23 protein-coding genes are annotated in these 20,735 nt (G+C 71.1%); 4 read left to right on the top strand and 19 right to left on the bottom strand.

The genetic code is table 11. The features are described 5' to 3' along the window. Nucleotides 1-49 precede the first annotated feature (49 nt). The 6 genes from pheT to infC all read right to left on the bottom strand — a co-directional run bounded on the left by pheT (nucleotide 50) and on the right by infC (nucleotide 5,831). Nucleotides 50-2,413: a phenylalanine--tRNA ligase subunit beta gene (gene pheT / locus MK177_03295; GenBank protein ID MCH2426342.1), complete on the bottom strand. Its 2,364-nt coding sequence runs from the start codon at nucleotides 2,411-2,413 to the stop codon at nucleotides 50-52. 79 nt (nucleotides 2,414-2,492) lie between these two features. Beyond that, a complete protein-coding gene (gene pheS, locus MK177_03300) occupies nucleotides 2,493-3,521 on the bottom strand; it encodes a phenylalanine--tRNA ligase subunit alpha (protein ID MCH2426343.1) in 1,029 nt (342 codons plus the stop codon). Nucleotides 3,522-3,645: 124 nt separating this feature from the next. Beyond that, nucleotides 3,646-4,443, bottom strand: a complete 798-nt coding sequence (locus MK177_03305) for an RNA methyltransferase (protein MCH2426344.1) — start codon at nucleotides 4,441-4,443, stop codon at nucleotides 3,646-3,648. Between the two features lie 38 nt (nucleotides 4,444-4,481). Next, the gene (gene rplT / locus MK177_03310) at nucleotides 4,482-4,841 is read right to left on the bottom strand and encodes a 50S ribosomal protein L20 (protein MCH2426345.1); all 360 of its coding nucleotides are present in this window, start codon (nucleotides 4,839-4,841) and stop codon (nucleotides 4,482-4,484) included. Nucleotides 4,842-4,944: 103 nt separating this feature from the next. Next, nucleotides 4,945-5,139 (bottom strand): 50S ribosomal protein L35, encoded by a 195-nt coding sequence (gene rpmI / locus MK177_03315; protein MCH2426346.1) that lies wholly within the window; start codon nucleotides 5,137-5,139, stop codon nucleotides 4,945-4,947. Between the two features lie 5 nt (nucleotides 5,140-5,144). Continuing rightward, the gene (infC, locus tag MK177_03320; protein MCH2426347.1) at nucleotides 5,145-5,831 is read right to left on the bottom strand and encodes a translation initiation factor IF-3; all 687 of its coding nucleotides are present in this window, start codon (nucleotides 5,829-5,831) and stop codon (nucleotides 5,145-5,147) included. A 416-nt stretch (nucleotides 5,832-6,247) separates the two neighbouring features. Here infC and MK177_03325 point away from each other — a divergent pair, with 416 nt between their 5' ends. Then, nucleotides 6,248-6,781: a DUF1844 domain-containing protein gene (locus tag MK177_03325; GenBank protein ID MCH2426348.1), complete on the top strand. Its 534-nt coding sequence runs from the start codon at nucleotides 6,248-6,250 to the stop codon at nucleotides 6,779-6,781. Nucleotides 6,782-6,806: 25 nt separating this feature from the next. Here MK177_03325 and hisG read toward each other — a convergent pair whose 3' ends face one another. The 3 genes from hisG to MK177_03340 form a co-directional block, all read right to left on the bottom strand. Then, complete coding sequence (gene hisG / locus MK177_03330) at nucleotides 6,807-7,682, bottom strand: ATP phosphoribosyltransferase (protein ID MCH2426349.1); 876 nt, start codon at nucleotides 7,680-7,682, stop codon at nucleotides 6,807-6,809. 135 nt (nucleotides 7,683-7,817) lie between these two features. Further along, a complete protein-coding gene (gene ribD / locus MK177_03335; protein ID MCH2426350.1) occupies nucleotides 7,818-8,828 on the bottom strand; it encodes a bifunctional diaminohydroxyphosphoribosylaminopyrimidine deaminase/5-amino-6-(5-phosphoribosylamino)uracil reductase RibD in 1,011 nt (336 codons plus the stop codon). Next, nucleotides 8,821-9,363, bottom strand: a complete 543-nt coding sequence (locus MK177_03340; protein ID MCH2426351.1) for a MogA/MoaB family molybdenum cofactor biosynthesis protein — start codon at nucleotides 9,361-9,363, stop codon at nucleotides 8,821-8,823. The genes ribD and MK177_03340 overlap by 8 nt, the downstream gene beginning before the upstream one ends. Before the next feature lie 54 nt (nucleotides 9,364-9,417). On the opposite strand from MK177_03340, the gene MK177_03345 reads away from it, so the two are divergent. After that, complete coding sequence (locus MK177_03345) at nucleotides 9,418-10,209, top strand: dienelactone hydrolase family protein (GenBank protein ID MCH2426352.1); 792 nt, start codon at nucleotides 9,418-9,420, stop codon at nucleotides 10,207-10,209. Nucleotides 10,210-10,237: 28 nt separating this feature from the next. Here MK177_03345 and MK177_03350 read toward each other — a convergent pair whose 3' ends face one another. The 3 genes from MK177_03350 to def are packed head-to-tail and all read right to left on the bottom strand — an operon-like array spanning nucleotide 10,238 to nucleotide 12,838. Continuing rightward, nucleotides 10,238-11,371, bottom strand: coding sequence for a methyltransferase domain-containing protein (locus tag MK177_03350; GenBank protein MCH2426353.1), 1,134 nt, complete (start codon nucleotides 11,369-11,371; stop codon nucleotides 10,238-10,240). A 37-nt stretch (nucleotides 11,372-11,408) separates the two neighbouring features. Next, entirely contained in the window at nucleotides 11,409-12,263 is an 855-nt protein-coding gene (locus tag MK177_03355; protein ID MCH2426354.1) for a hypothetical protein, read from the bottom strand. Nucleotides 12,264-12,295: 32 nt separating this feature from the next. Beyond that, nucleotides 12,296-12,838, bottom strand: coding sequence for a peptide deformylase (def, locus tag MK177_03360; GenBank protein ID MCH2426355.1), 543 nt, complete (start codon nucleotides 12,836-12,838; stop codon nucleotides 12,296-12,298). A gap of 93 nt (nucleotides 12,839-12,931) precedes the next feature. Between def and MK177_03365 the strand changes: the two genes are divergently transcribed. Both MK177_03365 and MK177_03370 read left to right on the top strand, forming a co-directional pair. Then, entirely contained in the window at nucleotides 12,932-13,537 is a 606-nt protein-coding gene (locus MK177_03365; protein ID MCH2426356.1) for a class I SAM-dependent methyltransferase, read from the top strand. Then, nucleotides 13,534-14,052 (top strand): hypothetical protein, encoded by a 519-nt coding sequence (locus MK177_03370; GenBank protein ID MCH2426357.1) that lies wholly within the window; start codon nucleotides 13,534-13,536, stop codon nucleotides 14,050-14,052. Before MK177_03365 ends, MK177_03370 begins: the two co-directional genes overlap by 4 nt. 9 nt (nucleotides 14,053-14,061) lie before the next feature. Here MK177_03370 and MK177_03375 read toward each other — a convergent pair whose 3' ends face one another. From MK177_03375 to pyrF, 7 genes are all read right to left on the bottom strand, one after another. Beyond that, a complete protein-coding gene (locus MK177_03375) occupies nucleotides 14,062-15,990 on the bottom strand; it encodes a hypothetical protein (protein ID MCH2426358.1) in 1,929 nt (642 codons plus the stop codon). A 13-nt stretch (nucleotides 15,991-16,003) separates the two neighbouring features. Further along, on the bottom strand, nucleotides 16,004-17,143 hold the full coding sequence (metK, locus tag MK177_03380; GenBank protein ID MCH2426359.1) for a methionine adenosyltransferase: 1,140 nt from the start codon (nucleotides 17,141-17,143) through the stop codon (nucleotides 16,004-16,006). Nucleotides 17,144-17,196: 53 nt separating this feature from the next. Further along, complete coding sequence (gene coaBC, locus MK177_03385; protein ID MCH2426360.1) at nucleotides 17,197-18,441, bottom strand: bifunctional phosphopantothenoylcysteine decarboxylase/phosphopantothenate--cysteine ligase CoaBC; 1,245 nt, start codon at nucleotides 18,439-18,441, stop codon at nucleotides 17,197-17,199. A gap of 25 nt (nucleotides 18,442-18,466) precedes the next feature. After that, the gene (gene rpoZ, locus MK177_03390) at nucleotides 18,467-18,820 is read right to left on the bottom strand and encodes a DNA-directed RNA polymerase subunit omega (GenBank protein ID MCH2426361.1); all 354 of its coding nucleotides are present in this window, start codon (nucleotides 18,818-18,820) and stop codon (nucleotides 18,467-18,469) included. 173 nt (nucleotides 18,821-18,993) lie between these two features. After that, nucleotides 18,994-19,566, bottom strand: coding sequence for a hypothetical protein (locus MK177_03395; protein ID MCH2426362.1), 573 nt, complete (start codon nucleotides 19,564-19,566; stop codon nucleotides 18,994-18,996). Between the two features lie 28 nt (nucleotides 19,567-19,594). Next, entirely contained in the window at nucleotides 19,595-19,909 is a 315-nt protein-coding gene (locus tag MK177_03400; GenBank protein ID MCH2426363.1) for an integration host factor, read from the bottom strand. A 90-nt stretch (nucleotides 19,910-19,999) separates the two neighbouring features. Beyond that, complete coding sequence (pyrF, locus tag MK177_03405; protein MCH2426364.1) at nucleotides 20,000-20,701, bottom strand: orotidine-5'-phosphate decarboxylase; 702 nt, start codon at nucleotides 20,699-20,701, stop codon at nucleotides 20,000-20,002. Nucleotides 20,702-20,735 lie beyond the last annotated feature (34 nt).

Raw genomic sequence — 20,735 nt, forward strand, 5'->3', positions numbered from 1 at the left:
CCGGTGGCCTCCAGCAGTGGGACGGCCCCAGAGCCGAGCTGCCGCGGTCTCAGCCCCGCAGGGTGGCCGACAGGGCGCCCTGCACGGCGTCGATGCAGCGCTGGCGCACCTCGGCCACCTCGGCATCGGTGAGGGTCCGGTCGTCAGCCTGGAAGCGCAGCGTGAAGGCGAGGCTGCGACGACCCTCGGCCACCGGTGCCCCGCGGAAGACGTCGAACAGGGAGAGGTCGGCTAGCAGATCACCCGCTGCGCCCCGCAGGCACGATCCAACGTCGGCCGCCGCCGTCGTCTCGTCGACCTCGAAGGCCAGGTCGATATCCGACGACGGGTAGCGGCTCACCGACCGGTATGGCCGGTCGCCGTGCGGCAGGCCCAGCAGGATCTCCAGGTCGAGCTCCAGCCAGCCCACGCGCTCGTCCACCCCGAAGGCCTCCAGAACCCCCGGGTCCACCTCGCCGACGTGTCCGACGGCCACGCCGTCCACGTCGATCCGTGCAGTCCGGGTCGGATGCATGCCGGGGGTGGTCTCGGCCACCAGGCGGTAGTCCCTGGCGTCCAGGGCGTCGGCCAGGGCCGAGAACACCTCGACGGCGGCCCCGGCGTCCCGACCGGCAAGAGCCACGGCGAGGTGCTCCCGCTCGTCCGGGAGCGGCTGGACGTCCACGGGGCGGCGGTACACGTGGCCGACCTCGAACACGCCGAGCCCGTGGAGACGGTGGGAGGCGTTGTAGGCCAGGGCCTTGAGGATTCCCGGGCGCAGCGACGCCCGCATGACCGACTCCTCGGCCACCAGCGGGTTGGTGACCGTCACGCCATCGGGTTCCAGGCCAGCCCTCTCGAGGTCACCGGGAGCCAGGAAGGGCACCGGCATGACCTCGTCGAGGCCGAGGCCCACCATGGCGGCCCGCACGGCCCTGCGGTCGGTCTGGTAGGCGGTCAGCGCCCCGGTGACGGCCGACCTCGGCACCGTGCGTTCGATCCGGTGGTAGCCGTGGATCCTGGCCACCTCCTCGACGATGTCTATCTCCGTGGCGCTGTCGAGCCGGAAGCTCGGGATGGCGACGTCCAGGTCGGCACCCCCCTCGCCCGCCGGCTCCGCACCGAACTGGATGGACCTCAGCAGGTCCGCTATGGCGTCGCGCTCCAGGTCGGTTCCCAGCATGGCGTTCACCCGGTCGGTCCGGACCCGGATCGTCTCCCGGACCGGGGTGTTCCCCCGCACGTCGACAACGCCTGGTGCCAAGGTGGCGCCGGTCTCGGCCAGCAGCTCTGCGAAGCGGCGCATGGCCAGGTCGGCCACCTCCGGATCGGCCCCCCGCTCGAAACGGGCCGATGCCTCGCTCCGCAGGCTGAGCCGACGCGACGACGAGGCGATGGTCATCGGATCCCACCAGGCCATCTCGAGGGCCACGCTGGAGGTCGACCCGCCTATCTCCGTGGACGCCCCACCCATGATCCCTGCAATGCTCACCGGCACGTCGGTGGCGTCGGCCACCACGCCATCGCCGGCCGTCAACGTCCGGACCACCCCGTCCAGGGTCTCGATGGCCTCGCCAGAAGTGGCCCGGCGAACCCGTAGCCCACCACCGGCCACGGTGGCCAGGTCGAAGGTGTGGCTGGGTTGGCCAAGCTCCAGCATCACGTAGTTGGAGACGTCGACCACGTTGTTGATGGGGCGCATGCCCAGCGCCGTCAGGCGGTTGGCCATCCACCGCGGCGACGGGCCTATAGAGATGCCGTCCAGCACGCGCACCACGAACCTGCCGCAGAGGTCGGGGTCCAGGATCTCGACCGCCATCCGACCTGTGGCGTCGTCGCCGACCTCTATCGGTGACGGGTCGGGTCGGGTGAACGGCACGCCCTGCCGGGCAGCCAGGTCCCGCGCCACACCTGCCACCGACATGGCGTCCGGACGGTTCGGGTTGACCTCCAGGTCGAAGAGCACGTCGGGACGCAACTCGAGGGCCTCGGTCAGGGCCAGGCCGACGGTGTGGTCGCCGTCCAGCACCAGGATGCCCTCCTGGTCGGAGCCCAGGCCGATCTCCTGTGGCGAACAGAGCATCCCGTTGGACCACTCGCCGCGCAGCTTGCGACGGGCGATCTCCATCCCGTTCGGCATGGTCGTACCTAGGGTGGCGAACGGCACCAGGTCGCCAACTGACATGTTGAACGCCCCGCAGCAGACCTGCAGGGCCTCCCCGTCGCCGGCGTCCACGTCCACCAGCTGGATGCGCTCGGCATCGGGATGGGCACGCAGGTCCAGCACCCGGGCCACGACGATGCCGTCCAGCCCGGAGCCCACGGTGACCACGTCCTCGACGGCGAGGCCCAGCCCGCTGAGCTGGTCGCCGATCTCGGCGGGTGCCCCGTCGACCGGGGCGAACTCCTGGAGCCAGGACAGCAGGACCTTCATCGGCCCCCACCTCCCGTTGGAAGGTGGCCATAGATGCAATGGCGGAGTCGGTTCATCGGAGGAGGGTCGCTGCAGGCCATCAGAACTGCGACAGGAAGCGGTGGTCGTTGCGGAACAGCTCGCGGAGGTCGTCGATACCGTGGCGCATCAACGCCAGGCGGTCCAGGCCGAACCCGAAGGCGAAGCCCGACCACTCCTCCGGATCCAGGCCGCACGCCGCCAGCACGTTGGGATGGACCATCCCGCAGCCCGCCAGCTCCAGCCAGGTGCCGTCCGGACGGCGTATGTCGAACTCGGCCGACGGCTCGGTGAACGGGAAGTACGAGGGTCGGAGGCGGGACGTGAAGTCCCCGCCGAAGTAGGCCCGGGTGAAGGCCTCCAGGGTCCCGGCCAGGTCTCCGAAGGTGATGCCACGGTCCACGACCAGGCCCTCGATCTGGTGGAACACCGGCATGTGGGTGGCATCCGCGGTGTCGCTGCGAAACACCCGCCCCGGCATGATCGAGTAGATGGGCGGCTCGCCGGCCTCCATGACCCGGATCTGGACGGGCGAGGTGTGGGTGCGCAACAGGGTGCTGCCCGGTTCGCCGTGGTCCACGTAGAGGGTGTCGTACATGTCGCGTGCCGGGTGGTCGGGCGGGAAGTTGAGGGCGCCGAAGTTGTGCCACTCGTCCTCGATCTCGGGGCCCTCGGAGACCGTGTAGCCCATCCCCACGAACAGGTCCTCGAGCCGCTCCCAGGTCTGGGTGACCACGTGGCGGTGGCCGAGGCGCCGGCCCCGGTCCAACTCCGTCAGGTCCAGGCGCTCGAACTCGAGCCGAATGGCCCGCTCGAGGGCCTCCAGGTGGGACCTGCGGGCTGCCAGCAGCCCCTCGATCTCGGCACGGACCTCGTTAAGGCGACGCCCGACGGCCTTGCGCTCGTCCACCTCCATGGCCCCCAGGGACCTCCGGGCGGCGGTCACCACCGACTGCTTCCCGAGGAGGTCGGCGTCCACGGCCCGCAGGGCATCCAGGTCGTCGACCGCGGCGATGGCGGTCGCCGCATCGGCGAGGTGCTGGTCCAGGTCGGGGGTCATACGTGGAGTGCGCGGATCGGGAGCGGTCATGGCGACCAACGCAGGCTAGAGGAACCCGTCGGCCCACCCGACGACCGTTTGAGTCTTCCGTGCCGTCCCGCCGTCCGTGGGGTCCGTCCACCGCGGCGCCGGCGTCCGTACCGCCACTTCGTAACTACGCGCCGTCCCCTCGAAGGGAGCGCCCCACCAGGTCGTGCAGTGCCACAGACCCGGCGATGGCCACGTTCAGCGAGTCGACCCCACCGACCGTGGGAATACTCACCACGCCCTCACACGCCCCAACCACCTCTTCGGAGAGGCCGTGGGGTTCGTTGCCCAGCACCAGGGCAACCGGTCCGTCGGTCGACACCTCGGCCGGAGGTATCCCACCGCGCGGAACCGTCGCCCAGCACCCGTACCCGGCACCGCACAGGAGCCGCAGCGCCGTCAGGGGATCGTCCACCAGGGCGAACGGCAGGCGGAAGGTGGACCCGGCAGCGGCCCGGACCAGCTTCGGGTTGTAGGGGTCCACGCCGCCGGCGACCACCACGCCCGTGGCCCCGAAGGCCTCGGCGGACCTGAACAGGGTGCCGGCGTTGCCCGGATCGGAGACCTCGGCCAGGACCAGCAGCGGTCCCGTCGTGGTGGCCAAGTCAGCCGGTTCGGCGTCGTGGAAGGCCACCTCGGCCAGGGCCGGCTGTGGTGACCTGGTGCTGGAGAGGCCCTCGAACACGCCGTCGGGGACGACGAACGTGGCCGCGCCGGACCACCCGGCCCGATGGAGCACCTGGTGGGAGGCCGCCGAGGAGGGCACCACGACCTGACGGACCTCACGACCGGCGTCCAGCGCCTCGGCCACCAGGGAGGGGCCCTCCACGACGTAGGCGGCCTCGTCATGGCGGAATCCACGGTCGCGGACCAGCCGGCGCATCCGCTGGATGCGCGGGTTCCGCCCTGAGACCTCCTCGGTCATCTGGCTGGCTCCACGGTCATCTGGCCGGGAGCCGTGTATCAGGCTGCTTCGGCGGACGTCGCCAACTGAACGAGGGCTGCGAACGCCTCCGGCTCAGCGACCGCCAGGTCGGCTAGGACCTTTCGGTCCACCTCGACGCCGGCGGTCTTCAGGCCGGCGATGAAGACGCTGTAGCTGGTGCCGTGCTGACGGCAGGCGGCGTTGATGCGCTGGATCCAGAGGCGACGGAACTGGCCCTTGCGGGCCCGGCGGTCACCGAACGCGTAGTTGCCCGCGTGCATGACCGCCTCGTTGGCGGACTTGAAGGTCCGGCTCCTGTCGCCGTAGTACCCCTGGGCCTGCTCCAGGATGGCCTTGTGCTTCTTCTTGTTGTGGACGGCTCGCTTGACCCTGGCCATCACGCTCTCCTTGTCGGTTCTGTCGTCGTCGTACGACGGGTGGAAGGTCGGTTCGGTCGGGGACGGGGTCCCCGTGGGTGGCCACCGGACGGTGGCCGCGGGTTCAGATCCCCAACTGCCGGCGTACGGTCGGTGCGTTGGCCGGATCCACATCGCTCTGGCGGGCCAGGCGACGCTTCCGCTTCGGGGACTTCTTCTCGAGCATGTGGCTGATGTAGGCGTTCCGGCGCTTGAGCCGACCGGTTCCGGTCACCTTGATGCGCTTGGCGGCACCACGGTGGGTCTTCATCTTGGGCATATCGTCTACTCCCGTGTCTCGGTCGGTGTCTCGGCCTGTGTCTCGGCGGATGTCTCGGTCGATGTCTCGGCGGATGTCGCTGCCTGTGCCTCGGCCTGTGCCGGGTCGGCGGCAGGAACCTCGGCTGTCTCGGCGACCGGCGCTGCGGCCTGAACCACGGCCTCCCGTCGCTCGGCGGCGGCCTCCCGCTGCCTGCGGGTGCCCTGGCCGGGTACGAGCACCATGACCATGTTGCGGCCGTCCTGCTTCGGGAAGACCTCCACACGGCCCACGTGGTCGACAGCCTCGGCAACCCTGTCGAGGATCCGGCGCCCCAACTCCGGGTGCTGCATCTCCCGTCCCCGGAACATGATCGTGACCTTGACCTTGCTGCCGTCGCCCAGGAACGCCTCGACCTTGCGGGTCTTGGTTTCGAAGTCGCCGGGGCCGATCTTCGGCCGGTACTTCATCTCCTTGACCAGGACGTGGGTCGCCTTCTTCCGTGATTCCTTGGCCCGCTGGGACTGTTCGTACTTGAACTTCCCGTAGTCCATGATCCGGCAGACCGGCGGATCGGCCTTGTCGGCCACCTCCACCAGGTCGAAGCCCATGTCTCCGGCGATGGTCAGGGCATCCGGCAGGGGCTGGATTCCGAGCTGCTCACCGTCCGGCGAGACCAGGCGGACACGCTGGGCACGGATGCGGTCGTTGATCCGTGGTTCCTGATTGCTGGGTGCTGCTATCGGTCGTCACTCCTGTGCGTCACGCGGTGCTCTCCTCGTGAATGGTCGATGGGAAGCGCCGCCCGCCCCCCGAAACGAGGACAAGTCCCCGGAAGGACGACAGGCCCCGAAAACGGAGAAACGGCAGGCGCCGGAAAGCCGACACCCGCCGAGGATGATCCACGCCGCCCTGACGGCACTGGGTGCCGTGGACGTCGCCGATCCGACGAGAAGAAGACCCTGACCCGCTGGACGCGTGCCGGGTGGGGAGGACCCCGCTTTCCCTTCAGTTGTGCACCGTAGGCTAGCGGTCCCACGACGGTCCGGCACCTGCCCCTCCCTGGGTACCGTCCCGACCAGGATCCGACGCTCCCCACGGGAGCTCCCGCCCAGCCAAGGAACCCGCTATGAGCAGCCTCTGGACCCCCGGTGGAGAACACCCGGTCGATCGCCCCGACGAGAATGCGGCGCCGAAGGACGAACCGAGGCTCGAGGATCTGAGCCCCGAGGAACGTGAGCAGGTCGAGTCCATGGCCAGGGAGATGGCCGCGGTACGCGAACAGCTGGCCTCGGTGCCCGCAGCGGTGGTGGTCGCCAACCACCTGATGGGCCTCTACGAGCTGGGGAGCATCCACCTCTCGCAGCAGCCTCCGAACCTGGCCGAGGCCTCGGTGGCCATCGACGCCCTGGGGGCCGTCGTCGACAAGTTGCCCGGGCGGCTGGGTGAAACCGAGGCCACCATGCGAGACGCCCTCCACCAGATCCGCCTCGCCTACGTGGCCGTCGAGAAGGCCGCCCGCGAGGCCGACATGGCGACGGAACAGGCCGGACACGAGGCTGACGTGCAGGACCCGGCTGAACCAGAGCCAGCCGCACAGGACCCGACTGAACCGGAAGCCGCTGTACCCGATGCGACAGGCGGGGACGCAGAAGGGGACTGAACGCCGGGTCCGGCCCGGTGCTGCGTCAGTGGACGATCTTGGACAGCGGGAGTTCGAGGATGTCGGTCGCCCCGACGTCACGCAGGGCGGGTATCAGCACGTTGATCTCCGACTTCGCCACCACAGTCTCCACGGCGAAACCCGCCCCCCGGAACAGCTCGTTCACCGTGGGCGACTTCATGGACGGGATGAGGCCGATCACCTCGTCCAGGTGCTCCGTGGGCACGTTCATCTTGACCAGCACCTTGCCCCGGGCCTCCAGCGTGCCCTGCAAGAGCCGGTGCAGCTGCTCCATGGCGTGGCGCTTCTCGGGGTCGGCATACGAGTCGGCGTTGGCAACCAGCTCGGTGAAGCTTGTCAGGATGGTGTCGATCACCTTCAGCCCAGCCGCCCGTAGGGCCCTACCTGTCTCCGTGATGTCCACCACCACGTCGACGATGTCGGGAATCTTGGCCTCTGTGGCGCCGTAGGAGAGCCTTATGTCGGCCTCCACCCCCCGCTCCGCGAAGAACCGGCGGGTGAGCTCCGGGTATTCGCTGGACACCCGGACGCCCGACGGCAGGTCGGCCACCGACTCCACCGGAGAATCACCGGCGACGGCGACCACGATGCGCACAGGGCGGGCCGTAGCCTTCGAGTAGTGGAGCTCGCCGAGGGAGACCACGTCGCTGCCCGTCTCCTCGATCCAGTCGCGACCGGTGATCCCGATGTCGAACAGGCCATCGGCCACGTAGAAGGGGATCTCCTGGGGCCGGAGGATCCGGACGTCGTCGATGCGCGGGTCGTCGATGGACGCCCGGTAGTCGACCGACGAGCCACGGCTCACCGCCAGGTCGGCGCCCTCGAAAAGCTCGAGCGTCGACTTCTCCAGCGAACCCTTGGGCAGGACCAGCTTCAGCACGGACCGAACCTACCCGCCGGACACCCTGGCCCGGCCGTGGGATTCCGGCCTGCGGGAGACCGGGGCCCGGCCACGGGCTTACGACGGCGGGAGGCCGGAGACAGGCCACGGACCTCCTGCCGACGCGGCGCCCGGTCAGCCGTCGTCGAGCACCAGGTCCAGACGGAGGTCGTCGCCAAGGGCCTCCACGGCCACGAACCGTCCCCTTCGCAGGTCGGCCATGGTCGGGACGCCCGGCCCGGCCAGGAGCGGACGGCCGTCGTCGCCACCCAGCAGTGCCGGCGCCAGGTAGACCACGTAGCGGTCGACCAGCCCGGCGCGGTGGAACCGGCCCGCGACGTCTGCTCCGCCCTCCACCAGCAATTGGAGCACGCCGTCCGAGCCCAGGGCCTCCAGGAGGCCGTCGAGGTCACCGTGGTACTCCTCGGCGGGCAGGACCCGGGCACCGGCGGGAATCGCCCCGAGCACCACACGGCGGGGCGGGGCGGCCGCCTCGTCGACCATGTCCCGGACGTCCAACCGTGGATCATCGGCCCTGACGGTCCCCGCACCCACGCATACCGCGTCGCTGGCGGCCCGTAGCCGATGTACGTCGTGGCGCGCCTCAGCGCCGGTGATCCAGCGACTCGTCCCGTCCGGTGCGGCGATCCGCCCGTCCAGGGTGGCGGCCAACTTCAGCACGACGTAGGGGCGGCCGGTCCGACGGTGGTGGAGGTACGGCGCCAACTGGGTGGCGACCTCGTCGGCGAGCACGCCGACATCCACAGCGAGGCCCGCCTCCCGGAGCCGGTCCAGTCCCCTACCGGAGACCTCGGGATCCGGATCCCCGACGCCGACGACCACCCGGGCCACCCCGGCCCCGATTACGGCGTCGGTGCACGGCGCGGTCCGGCCGTGGTGGTCGCACGGCTCGAGCGTCGTGTACAGGGTGGCGCCGGCCGCGGCCGGTCCGGCCGCCTCGAGGGCCACGCGCTCGGCATGTGACCCACCCGGCGGATGGGTGAACCCGGTGCCCACGATCCGTCCGTCCAGTACCACGACTGCCCCCACCCGCGGGTTCGGGGAGGTACGGCGGTGAGAGGCACCCGCTGCGTCCAGGGCCGCCCGCATACCGCCTTCGTCGTCGAAGACGGTCGGTTCAGCCACCGGTGCCCGACCCCTCACCCGAGGGATGCGGATCGGCGTTGTCGACCAGCAGGCGGACCGCGTGCGGCACGACGTCGACGACGGCCTCGAGGCACTCCACGCATCCCTTCGAGGACCCCGGTGTGTTCAGCACCAGAGCGGTTCCGCAGGTGCCGGCCACCCCGCGCGACAGGCGGCCCAGTGGGTTGGCCAGGCGCATGGCCTCGGCCAGCCCGGGGGCCTGGCGGTCCAGCACGGCCAGGGTGCCCTCCGGCGTCTGGTCACGGGGACCGAAGCCCGTCCCTCCGGTCGTGACCACCAGGCCGTGGAATCCGACGGCCAGCGCCCGGATGGCCTCGGCCACCGCCTCGGTGCCATCTGCGGTCACAGCCGTGTCGACCACGGTCCAGCCCTCGGCCTCACAGCGGTCGACCAGCGCCGCTCCCGACCGGTCCTCACGGACCCCGTGGACTACTCCATCGGACACGGTCAGCACCTTCACGTCCAGGGGAGCCACGTCACCGAGGTGGAGGTCGTCGTGCCCGTGTCCGGCCATGGGGCGAGGGTACCGGAGCGATCCCGGCAGCCCGGGCAGGGTTAGGGTCGCCCGATGGGCGTGGATGCACTGGCCGGCTACGAGATCGGCGCGTTCGAGCACGGCGGCACCAGCCGTACCGTGCTCCGGACCGGGTCCGGACCGGCTGTCATCGTGATGGCGGAGATGCCGGGGATCACGCCCCGGGTCGCCGACTTCGGCCGTCACGTGGCAGCCATCGGATGCACCGCCGTGCTGCCCTCGCTGTTCGGCACACCGGGCAGGCGCCCCACACCCGGCTACCTGATGCGGTCGCTGGCTGGAGGGTGCGTCTCCAGGGAGTTCACCGCCCTGATGCGTCGTAGGACCTCGCCTGTCACCGACTGGCTGCGGGCGCTGGGCGCGTTCGAGCACGGCAGGTGCGGAGGACCGGGCATCGGCGCGGTCGGCATGTGCTTCACCGGAGGCTTCGCCCTCGGCATGATGCTCGACGACCGGATGCTGGCCCCCGTGCTGAGCCAACCGAGCCTGCCCCTTCCCCTGACCGCCCGCCATCGACGGTCTGTGGGCATCTCGGACCGGGACCTGGACGTGGTGAAGGAGCGGGTGGCCGACGGGGTGTGCGTCCTGGGCCTCCGGTTCAGCGAGGACTCGATGGCCCCCGCCGAGCGCTTCGAGCGCCTCGGCGAGGAGCTGGGGGACGGCTTCATCGGCGTGGAGCTCGACTCGTCGCCGGGCAACGCCCACAGGATCTCGAAGCGGGCCCACTCGGTTCTCACGGAGGAGCTGGTGGACGAGCCGGGCCACCCCACGCTCGATGCCCTGGACCGGGTCCTGGCACACTTGGGCGAGCGCCTCCTGAACTGACCGTCGGGTCGAACGCCTGGCCCGGGTCTCAGTCGATCCGGTAGCGGAAGACGGCCATGCCCTCGCTGTCCAGGTCCTGAGGCAGCAACAGGCCACCGGCTCCGTCGTCGCCGTGGGGCCGCCAGGGTCCGCCGACCGCGGCACCGGAGCACAGACCGGTGTGCTCCCGGAACCGCCGGTCCACGCCGGTCGTCTCGGCCGCCGTCAGGGTGCACACGCTGTAGACCAGTTGGCCGCCGGGGCGGACCAGGTCGACCACGGCGCCGAGCAGCGCCACCTGGAGGTCGGCCAACTCGGCGACGTCCGCCTCGCTGGACCGCCAACGGGCATCGGCCCGGCGGCGGAGCACCCCCAGGCCGGTGCACGGGGCATCCACCAGGACCCGATCGAACGAACCCGGACGGAAGGGCGGAATCCGCCCGTCGGCGGCAACGAGCGCCATGTCGTGCCCGAGGCGAAGAGCGTTGTCGCGTACGAGGTTCAGTCGGGTCGGGCGCAGGTCGGCGGCGACCACCGACGCACCGGCGGCAGCCATGGCCGTGGCCTTGCCCCCGGGGGCCGCGCACAGGTCCAGTACCCGCCCGGCGCCCGGGTCGAGGTCCTCGACGACCAGGGCGGCCACCATCTGGGAGGCACGGTCCTGGTGGTAACCGTCGTCGCGGACCACAGCCGGCGCCGGTCGGTTCATGGCGGCCAGCGCCTCCAGCGCCTCATCGCGACCGAGGTCGGCCACCAGGCGGTCCACCAGCCAGTCCGGCACGCTCAACTCGACGCCCGGTCCGGGCCATGTGGGCTCGTACCCGGCAACCCGTCGTAGGACGGCGTTGCAGAGGCCACGGACCCGTCGGGGCGCCACGGCGACCGTCGCCGAGACGGCGGCATGGGCTGGGACGCCGGCCCAGTGCAACTGGTAGGCACCCAGCCTCAGCACGGTGCGCACCTCGGCCTGGACGTCGTCGTGCAGGAAGCGGTCCAACAGGTGGTCGCAGGCCCGACGCATCCGGGTCGTGCCGTAGACGAGTTCGGTCACGAACGCCCGGTCGCGGCGGTCCAGCTCCGAGCGGTCCAAGGCGGCCCGCAACGCCAGGTTGGCGTACGCACCGTCCCGCTCGATCCGCCCCAGCACCTGCAGCGCCAGCCGCCTGGGGTCCTCTGTGCTCACACGCACAACCCTTCGTCGGCGCCAGGCCGGGCGGCGCTCACCTGCCCAGCCGTTCACCGGCCGCTGGCCGGGCACCGCCCAGCCAGGCCGCCGCGTCCATCCGGGAGCGGCTCGCCGGCTGCACCTCGACCAGGCGCAGGGAACCCCCACCGGTGGCCACCAGGTCGCCGACCAGTGCCCCCGGCAGACCGGGCACCGCCACGTCAACGACCTCGGCCCGCCAGACCTTCAGGTCACCGTCCCGGAATGTCGTCCAGGCTCCACCCACCCGCACCAGGCGCTCCAGGTCTGCCGCGGGACGACCCCAGTCCAGCCTCCGGTCGTCCCTGTGCAGCTTGTGGGCATGGGTCACCACGCCCTCCTGGGGCTCCGGTTCGGACAGGCCGCCGTCCAGGGCATCCACCAGCAGTCGGGCCCCGAGTACGGCCAGGCGTGCCCTCAGCCCGTCGGCTGTGTCATCCGGGTCGATGGGCACCTCCACGCGGGCGTGGACCCCACCGGTGTCAAGGCCCTCGGCCACGGTCATCAGGCAGACACCGGTCATCTGGTCGCCGGCCAGCAGGGCCCGTTCCACCGGAGCGGCCCCCCGCCACCGGGGCAACAGGGAGAAGTGCAGGTTCACCATCGGTACCTGCCTCAGTACCTCCACACCTATGATCCGGCCGAAGGCGACCACCACGCCAAGGTCGGCACCGCAGCCGGCCACCGCATCCAGGTCGTGGGCCACGGGGAGGCCCAGGTCTGCGGCCAGGGCGCCCACCGGGGTGGGGGTTGGAGCCGAACGCCGCCCACGACGCCGCTCGGGCGACGTCACGACCAGCACCACCTCGTGGCCCGCATCGTGCAACGCGGTCAACGGCGGTACGGCCACCTCGGGGTTCCCCAGGTACACCAGCCGCCCGGGATGCGCCGGAGGCGGCGCGATCAGGGCAATCGCAGGCCCCCGTCCGACGGCCCGCCCGCCGGGGAGGTTGCCAGGCGGGACATGGTCATCTCCCGCAGGGTCCGCCTGGCCTCGCGACGCCGGTCGTCATCGAGGTGGTCGATGAGGAGGATCCCGTCCAGGTGGTCGATCTCGTGCTGAAAGAGGCGGGCCTCGACCTCGTCGGCCTCGATCGAGACCTCGTTGCCGTCGAGGTCCCGGCCCACGAGGTGGATCCGCTTCGGCCGGACGATCTCCCAGAACAGGCCGGGCACCGACAGGCACCCCTCCTCGTAAGCCCATTCGCCGTCGGACTCCATGATCCGCGGGTTCAGGATCACGCCGGCCCCGTCGCCGTGGTCGTAGACGAAGAAGCGCTTCTGGACCCCCACCTGCGGCGCGGCCAGGCCGATCCCCAGCGCCTCGTACATGGTGGTGAACATGTCGTCGGTGAGTCGCACGAACGCGGCGTCCACGTCGGTCACGTCGGTCGCCGGCCTGCGCAGGACCGGATCGCCGATCACTCGGATCTGGTGGGGCGCCACACCGCAAGGCTACCGTCGGAGCCATGGAGGCCCGATTGCCAGACCCCGGCTCGTCGGGTGAGTGACGGCCAGTACTGGACCGACAGTCCCGGCGTGGCCTCCCGGCCGTCCGAGGTGGACCTCCTGCTGCCCGATGTCGACCTCCGTCTGACCACCGACCGCGGCGTCTTCTCTGCCGACCGGGTGGACCGGGGCACCCGGTACCTGCTGCTGGAGGGGCCGGACCTCCCGACCGGACCGGTGGACCTGCTCGACCTCGGCTGCGGTTACGGCCCGATCGCCTGCACGTTGGCCTCCCGTCGCCCCGAGGCCCGGGTGTGGGCCGTCGACGTCAACGAGCGGGCCCGCGACCTCTGCCGGGCCAACGCCGCTGCCGCCGGGCTGGCCAACGTAGAGGTGGCGGCACCCGACGACGTACCGGTCGACGTCCGCCTGGCTGCCATCTGGTCCAACCCCCCGATCCGCATCGGCAAGCCGGCGCTGCACGACCTGCTGACCCGGTGGCTGGACCTCCTGACCCCCGACGGCACGGCCCACCTCGTGGTCCAGCGGCACCTGGGAGCCGACTCGTTGGCCCGCTGGTTGGACGACCGGGGATGGGCCACCGAACGGCGTGGCTCCCGCAAGGGCTTCCGGCTGCTGGACGTGGCCGCCCGGGCCGAGCCACCGACCGGCGCAGCGGCGGACGGCGCCACGTGAAGAACCTGGACGGCACCGGGCTGAAGCGCCTCCACCGTGACTGGCGACGCCGCCGCGAACCTGAGGTGGCACTCCTGCTGGACAGCGTGCAGACCCCCTACAACGTCGGCGCGATCCTCCGCACGGCGGCCGCCTACAGGGTGGCCCACCTCTGGCTTGCCGGGGCTACGGCCCCTCCCACGCATTCCAAGACCGCAAAGACGGCGCTGGGCACGGGCCGCTACCTGACCTGGACGATCTGTGAGGACGTGTCCGACGCGATCGACGGGATCCGGGCCGCCGGCTACGGGCTGGTCGGCGTGGAGCTGGCCGACGAGGCCGTGCCGATCCACGAGATCCGGCTACCGGAGAAGGCCTGCCTGGCACTCGGGCACGAGGAGCGGGGACTGTCGGCCACCACACTCGCCGCCTGCGACGCCGTGGCCTTCATCCCGCAGCTCGGCAGGGTCGGCAGCCTCAACGTCGCCACCGCTGCCGGGATAGCCCTCTACGAGCTGAACCGCCGGGGCTGGTGAGGGTCGGGCTCAGGCCCGCAGTGGATCCACCTCGAGGCGGAGGCGACCCGGGGGACGCTCCACGGCGAGGAGTGCGTCGGACAGCCGGTCGTGGTCGGGGGCCCTGACCAGCCAGGCACCGTCCCTCGGACCCATGACGTCCATGCCGTCCGCCTGTGCGAGGTGGGCCATGAACTCCGGGGCGGCCGCGCCGGAGATCCGTGCCAGGGCCGCGAAGGGCGGCAGGCCCAGCACCGACCGGCGGTCGCGCTCGGCGGCGACCAGGGCGGCCGGGTCCGCGTGCAGCACAGCCTGGAGCACCTCGTGGCCCGGCTGTCGGGTCTGCACCACGAGGCGCCCACCGTCCGACCGGTGCCCCAGCAGCCGGGCGGCACGGATCAGGAGGGCCATGGCCTCTTCAGCGGCCCGCATCCTCGGCGCCAGGAGTTCTTGGTCGAACTCGAGGAACACCACCCGGGCCACGCGCCTCTGGATCCGGTGCAGGACGGCCTCTGTACCAACGAACACCGACGCTCCCGCTCCGTCCAGCAGGGCGGCATCGGTCTCGGCCGTCACCTCCACAACCGGTCGGCCGGCCAGGGCCTCCAACTCCTCGCGGACCCTCGCCACGCCCGCACGCAGGTTCCGGAACCGGGTCGCGCCGCAGGAATCACAGACCACGGGCCGACCATGATCGTCGCCCATAGGACAGCGCAGGCGGTCGTCCACGTCCTGGACCATCGGCACCCGGTGCTCTTCGCAACGCGCCAGCTCACCGCACCCGTCACAGGCCAGCAGGCGTGACCGCCCCTTCCGGTTTAGGACGCAGACCACCGGGTCGCCGGCCTCGCCACGGAGCATCGGCACCAGCGTCGGGGAGAAGAGCCCCGAGCGGACCGGATCCTCCATGCGGCGGTCGACGAGGTCGACCACCGGCCAGCCGGCCCGTTCCTCGACCCTGGACGGGGCAAGCAGGCGCCCAGAGCCGAGGGCCTCCAGAGTCGGGCTGGCCGAGGCGAGGACGCATGGGACCGCGGCCCGTCGGGCCCGCTCGACGGCGAGGTCCCTGGCGTTCCACGTCGGCGTCCGCTCCTCCTGGTAGGCCTCGTCGTGTTCGTCCAGAACCACCACGGCCCGCAGGTCCCGGACCGGCGCCAGCGCGGCGGCCCGCGAACCCACCACGATGCCGCCGGCGGCCGCCTGCGCCCAGTCCCTCGGCATCGTGGACACCGGTATACCGGCCCGACGGAGCCGCACGGCCAGCCGAGCGGCGCCAGCCGAGGTGGGAACGAGGACCAGAGCGTCGCCTCGGCGGGCGGCGGCCATCACCAGCGGGACGGGATCCGTCGCCGGTGGCAGGCGGACCACCGTCGGGGCGCCGTCGGGGGTCGGCTCCAGCGCACCGTCCATCCATCGGGCATCGGCGTCGGGCACGACGGTAGGCGCCGGAGGTGCCGGAAGGACCTCCACCACGGTCGGTGGCGACCCGGTGGCCAGGAAGCCCACCACCGGGCCCACCCAGCGTCGGGCGGCCCACCGGCTCAGGTCGATCAGCTCCGGCGACGGACCCAGCCCGCTCAGGCGGGCCAGCGGTCGCAGGTCCACGCCCTCCGGTGGGACCACGTGGTCCTCCACGACCCATCCCCCGACCCTCCGGCCACCCAGCACGACCCGGACCCTGCTCCCCACCCCCAGGCGTCCGGCACGCCCGTCATCCTCCCAGGAGGTGGGGACCAGGTAGTCGAAGTCCCGGGCCACGGCCGCCACGTCGGGCACGACCCGGACCACCCGACCGGGAGCGTCGGTCCCGTCCTCGGCCGTAGCTTCGTCGCCGGTGGCGACATCGGCAGCAGCGTCCCCACCGGTGGCGACATCGGCAGCAGCGTCGTCGGGAGTAGCCGTCGACAGGCCGACGTCGTCGAGGTCGAGGCGACCCTGGTCGGCAGCCCCGCCGGTCACTCCGGGCGCCGGTTCAGCCCAGGCCGAGGGCGGACCGCACGTCGTCGACCCGGTCGGTCGACTCCCAGGGGAACCCGGGTCTTCCGAAGTGCCCGTAGGCGGCCGTTTCCCGATAGATGGGCCGCTTCAGCCGCAGGTCCCGGATGATGGCCGCCGGACGCAAGTCGAAGACATCCTGCACGCAGGCCGAGATCTTCTCCGGGTCCACCGCCTCGGTGCCGAACGTGTCGACGAGGACCGAGACGGGATGGGCCATGCCGATGGCGTAGGCCACCTGGACCTCGCACCTGGTGGCGGCACCGGCCTCCACCAGGTGTTTCGCCACCCAACGGGTGGCGTAGGCGGCCGAGCGATCGACCTTGGACGGGTCCTTGCCGGAGAAGGCGCCGCCACCGTGGCGGGCCATCCCGCCGTAGGCGTCCACGATGATCTTGCGACCCGTCAGCCCGGTGTCTCCGACCGGGCCACCGATCACGAACCGGCCGGTCGGGTTGACGTGGACCTCGTAGTCGTCGTCGGCGAAAGCCGCCGGTATGACCGGCCGGATGACCTGCTCGATGAGGTCCGGGCGGATCATCGAGTCCCGGTCGATCCCGTCGTTGTGCTGGGTCGAGACGAGCACCTTGCGCAGTCGGACCGGCCGGTTTCCCTCGTAGTCGAAGGTGACCTGGGTCTTGGCGTCCGGACGCAGGTACGGGATGGTCCCGGCCTTGCGGACCTCGGCATGGCGTTCGGCCATGCGGTGCGCCACGTGGATGGGCAGCGGCATGAGCACGTCGGTCTCGTCGCAGGCATAGCCGACCATCATCCCCTGGTCGCCGGCACCCTGGCGATCCAGCTGGTCGTCCCCGCCCGAGAGCCCTGACCTCACCTCTTCGGAGTCGTCGATGCCGCGGGCGATGTCGCTGGACTGGGAGTCCAGGGCGACCATGACGCCGCAGGTGTGGCCGTCGAAGCCGAAGTCCTCGCGGTCGTAGCCGATCTCGCAGATCGTGTCGCGCACGGTCTGGGGGATGTCCACGTAGCCGTCGGTGGTGACCTCGCCGGCCACCACGACGAGTCCCGTGGTGATCATCGTCTCGCAGGCCACCCGACTCTCGGGGTCGTTGTCGAGCATGGCGTCCAGGACGGCGTCCGAGATCTGATCGGCCATCTTGTCGGGATGGCCCTCGGAGACCGACTCCGAGGTGAAGGTCCAGTTCCTGCTCACGTGCTGTCTCCGTTCGGGAACCGGTTCGTTCCGTGGACTGTCAGTGCGGCGTCGAGCACCAACCGTGCCACCTCCCGCTTGTCGGCCAGCGGCACGTCCAGTGCGCCGCCCTCGGCATCCAGGATCACCACGGCGTTCGTGTCGTGGTCAAACCCCGCCTCGGGAGTTGACACGTCGTTGGCCACGATGAGGTCTATGCCCTTGGCGGTCAACTTCGCCGCGGCATTCTGGCGCAGATCGCAGGTCTCCGCGGCGAACCCCACCAGGACCTGCCCGCGTGTCCTGGTTCTCCCCAGCTCGGCCAGTATGTCGGCGGTCGGCTCAAGCAGTATCTCCGGCGGCCCGCCGTCCTTCTTGATCTTCTCGGTCGCCACATCGACGGGACGGAAGTCGGCCACCGCTGCGGCCATGAGGACGATGTCGGCGTCAGCGGCCCTGGCGACGACAGCGTCGGCCATCTCCGCTGCGGTATCCACCGCCGTGACCTCGATGCCGGGTGCTTTCGGCGCCCTGTCCGGCCGGGTGGTGACGCAGCGCACCGTGGCCCCCCTGGAGGCCGCCTCGACGGCCAGGGCGTGCCCCTGCTTGCCCGAGGACCGGTTGCCGATGAAGCGCACCGGGCAGATCGGCTCGCGGGTCCCACCCGCCGTGACCAGCACGGTCATGCCGGCCAGGTCACCACCATCGGTTCCCCGGGTGGCGCCCAGGATGCGTTCAGCGGCCTCCACCACGTCGGTCGGATCGGCCATTCGGCCCGCTCCGACATCGCCGCCGGCCAGACGCCCGTCCCCAGGACCGACCATGGTCACGCCACGTCCGGCCAGGACCTCGACGTTGTCCTGAACCGCCGGCTGCTCCCACATCTCGGTGTGCATGGCCGGACACACGATGACCGGCGCCCGGGTGGCCAGCAGGGTGGCGGTGAGGAGGTCTCCCGAGCGTCCCATCCGGTAGTCGGCCAGCAGGCGTGCGGTGGCCGGACACACGATGACCAGGTCGGCTCCCTGGCCCAGCCGGGTGTGCGGGATCGGATGGGGTTCGTCCCACAGCGAGGTCTGGACGGGCTCAGAGGCCAGGGCGTCAAAGGTGGCCCGACCGATGAAGTGCAGGGCACCCTTCGTGAGGACCGGAGCGACGTGTGCACCGGCGTCGACCAACCTGCGGCAGACCTCGACCGCCTTGTAGGCGGCGATGCCACCGGTAACCCCAAGGACGATTCGGCGTCCGGCGAGTGATCCCATGGTGGTTGCCCCGGAGGGCCAGGGCTCAGGCGCCCTCTTCGCCCTCGACCTCACCCGAGGGCAGGTCGTCGCCGTCCTGGCCGGCCAACTCTGCGTCTGTGGCATCGAGCATCGTGTCGATGTCCTCGACCTCCTCCGGCGGCTCGATCGCCTCGATCTTGCCTGCGGCCAACTCCTCGAAGGCGATGGAAAGCGGCTTGCGGGACGTGGAGGTCACCTGCGGCGGGATGGATGCCCCCAGGCCCTCGCCCAACTGGCCGAAGTAGGAGTTGATCTGGCGTGCACGCTTGGCACTCACCGTCACCAGGCGGAACTTGGAATCGGCGGTCTCGAGGAGGCCCTCTATCGCCGGGTTGACCATGCTGTCGTGACGTGGCACTTGGATCCTCTTCGTTCCTCTGGGTACCGGTTCAGGTGACCTGGACTTCCGCCCGGAGGCCCCTTCGGGGTTGTCTGCGAACGGGCCGACGCGGGCCACCACGGTACCAGCGGCACACCCCTAACCCTCGAGCGACCCGGCCCCCTGGAGGGCGGCCTGGCCGCTCCGGCCGATCAGCCGGAGGCTGACCGGTAATCGTCGATGAGGCCCGCTATCACCGTCACGGCAGCCTCCAGGTCGTCGTTCACCACCCGCCCGTAGCCCAACCCTGCAGCCTCCCGCCGTTCCCGGACCGCCTCGGCGACCCGGTCCTCGGCGCGTGCGGCGTCGTCCCCGCGACCCAGCAGGCGACGCAGGAGCTCGGCATCGTCAGGAGCGTCCACGAACAGGCACAACGCCCCGGGCAACTTCTCCAGGACCTGTCTCCCACCAGCCACGTCGATCTCCAGCAGGAGGTCGCGCCGGTCGTCGGGATCCGGCGTCGGGGTGCCGTACAGGCAGCCCAGGAACTCGTTCCACTCCAGGAACCCGCCCTCCTCCCTGCGGGCCTCGAAGGAGGCCCGGTCCACGAACAGGTAGGCGTCCGGCTCCTCGTCGACGCGTCGCAAGCGGCTCGTCCAGGAACGGCTCAGGGCCAGGTCGTCGTCCCGTTCGACGAGGGCCCGGGCGATCGTGCCCTTGCCGGCACCCCCCGGGCCCGAGAGAACCACGACCAGAGGAACCCGGTGTCGGGGATCCTCCCCCACCGGCCCAACCCCCGTCGGGTGGTCGGGGTCAGCCGAACCGGGCGACCAACTCGGCCCGCTGCTGGGTTCCGAGGCCGCGCAGGCGACGGCTCTCGCTGATGCCGACCTCTTCCATGGTCCGACGCGCCTTCACCTTGCCCAACTTGGGCAGGGACTCCAGGACGGCCAGCACCTTCATCTTGGCCAGGATCACCTCGTCGTCGGACCGGGCCAGGAGCTCGGACATCGATATCGATCCCATCTTGAGGAGGTTCTTCATCTCGGCCCGAACCCGTCGGGCCTCGGCCGCCTTTACAAGGGCGGCCCGTCGCTGTTCATCTGTGAGTTGAGGTAGTCCTGCCATGCGCCGGACCCTAGTAGGGGTCGAGACGTCGGGTGGGACTCTCCGAATGGATGCCCATGCCACCAGGTGCGGGACCCTCCGGCAGAAAGCTCACACCATCAGGTTGTCGACGATGGCCGAAGCGGCCGCCGTCGGGTCGTCGGCCGCGGTGACGGCCCGACCCACCACCAGGAGGTCGGCCCCGGCGGCCAGGGCGTCACGGGGCGAGGCCACCCGGGCCTGGTCGTGGGTGGCCTCCCCGGGCATCCGGATCCCCGGAACCACCCGTACCAGTCGGTCGGACCACGGGTCGGTGGCGGCGAGGTCGGGGGCGGCACACACGATCCCCTCGCACCCGCTGGCCGCCGCCAGCTCGCAGCGGGCACCCAGGACGTCGCCGCCGGCCACCTCGTCGCTGGTCAGGACGGTGACCCCCAGTGCACCGGGTGTCGCCACCCCGGCTGCGACCGCTCCGACGGCCAACCCCTCGACGGCCGCCCGCAGCATCGGCCCGCCTCCCGAGGCGTGCACGGTCACCCAGCGGGCGCCCAACGCCCCCAGCACCCGGGCGGCACTGCCAACCGTGTTGGGGATGTCGTGCAACTTCAGGTCGCAGAACACGTCGAATCCGGCCTCGGCGAACGAGGTGACCGCCTCGGGGCCGGCCGCCGAGAACAGCTCCAGGCCGACCTTCACCGTGCCGAACCAGGGGGCCAAGAGATCGGCCGTCCGGCGGGCTGCCACCAGGTCGTCCACGTCCAGCACCAGGCACAGCCGGCGCCGGACCTCCTCGGGCACCTCGTGGTCAGCCACGGGCCCCTCCCACCATCTCGTCCGGCACCTGCGT

It is taken from the genome of Acidimicrobiales bacterium (assembly GCA_022452145.1).
In the GTDB taxonomy this organism is placed as follows: domain Bacteria; phylum Actinomycetota; class Acidimicrobiia; order Acidimicrobiales; family MedAcidi-G1; genus UBA9410.

Bases quoted from the DNA above. Each gene is read 5' to 3' on its own strand.
- pheT (MCH2426342.1), bottom strand. From the start codon at position 2,413: ATGAAGGTCCTGCTGTCCTGGCTCCAGGAGTTCGCCCCGGTCGACGGG.
- pheS (MCH2426343.1), bottom strand. From the start codon at position 3,521: ATGACCGCTCCCGATCCGCGCACTCCACGTATGACCCCCGACCTGGAC.
- MK177_03305 (MCH2426344.1), bottom strand. From the start codon at position 4,443: ATGACCGAGGAGGTCTCAGGGCGGAACCCGCGCATCCAGCGGATGCGC.
- rplT (MCH2426345.1), bottom strand. From the start codon at position 4,841: ATGGCCAGGGTCAAGCGAGCCGTCCACAACAAGAAGAAGCACAAGGCC.
- rpmI (MCH2426346.1), bottom strand. From the start codon at position 5,139: ATGCCCAAGATGAAGACCCACCGTGGTGCCGCCAAGCGCATCAAGGTG.
- MK177_03325 (MCH2426348.1), top strand. From the start codon at position 6,248: ATGAGCAGCCTCTGGACCCCCGGTGGAGAACACCCGGTCGATCGCCCC.
- MK177_03340 (MCH2426351.1), bottom strand. From the start codon at position 9,363: ATGGCCGGACACGGGCACGACGACCTCCACCTCGGTGACGTGGCTCCC.
- MK177_03345 (MCH2426352.1), top strand. From the start codon at position 9,418: ATGGGCGTGGATGCACTGGCCGGCTACGAGATCGGCGCGTTCGAGCAC.
- metK (MCH2426359.1), bottom strand. From the start codon at position 17,143: ATGGCCGATCAGATCTCGGACGCCGTCCTGGACGCCATGCTCGACAAC.
- coaBC (MCH2426360.1), bottom strand. From the start codon at position 18,441: ATGGGATCACTCGCCGGACGCCGAATCGTCCTTGGGGTTACCGGTGGC.
- MK177_03400 (MCH2426363.1), bottom strand. From the start codon at position 19,909: ATGGCAGGACTACCTCAACTCACAGATGAACAGCGACGGGCCGCCCTT.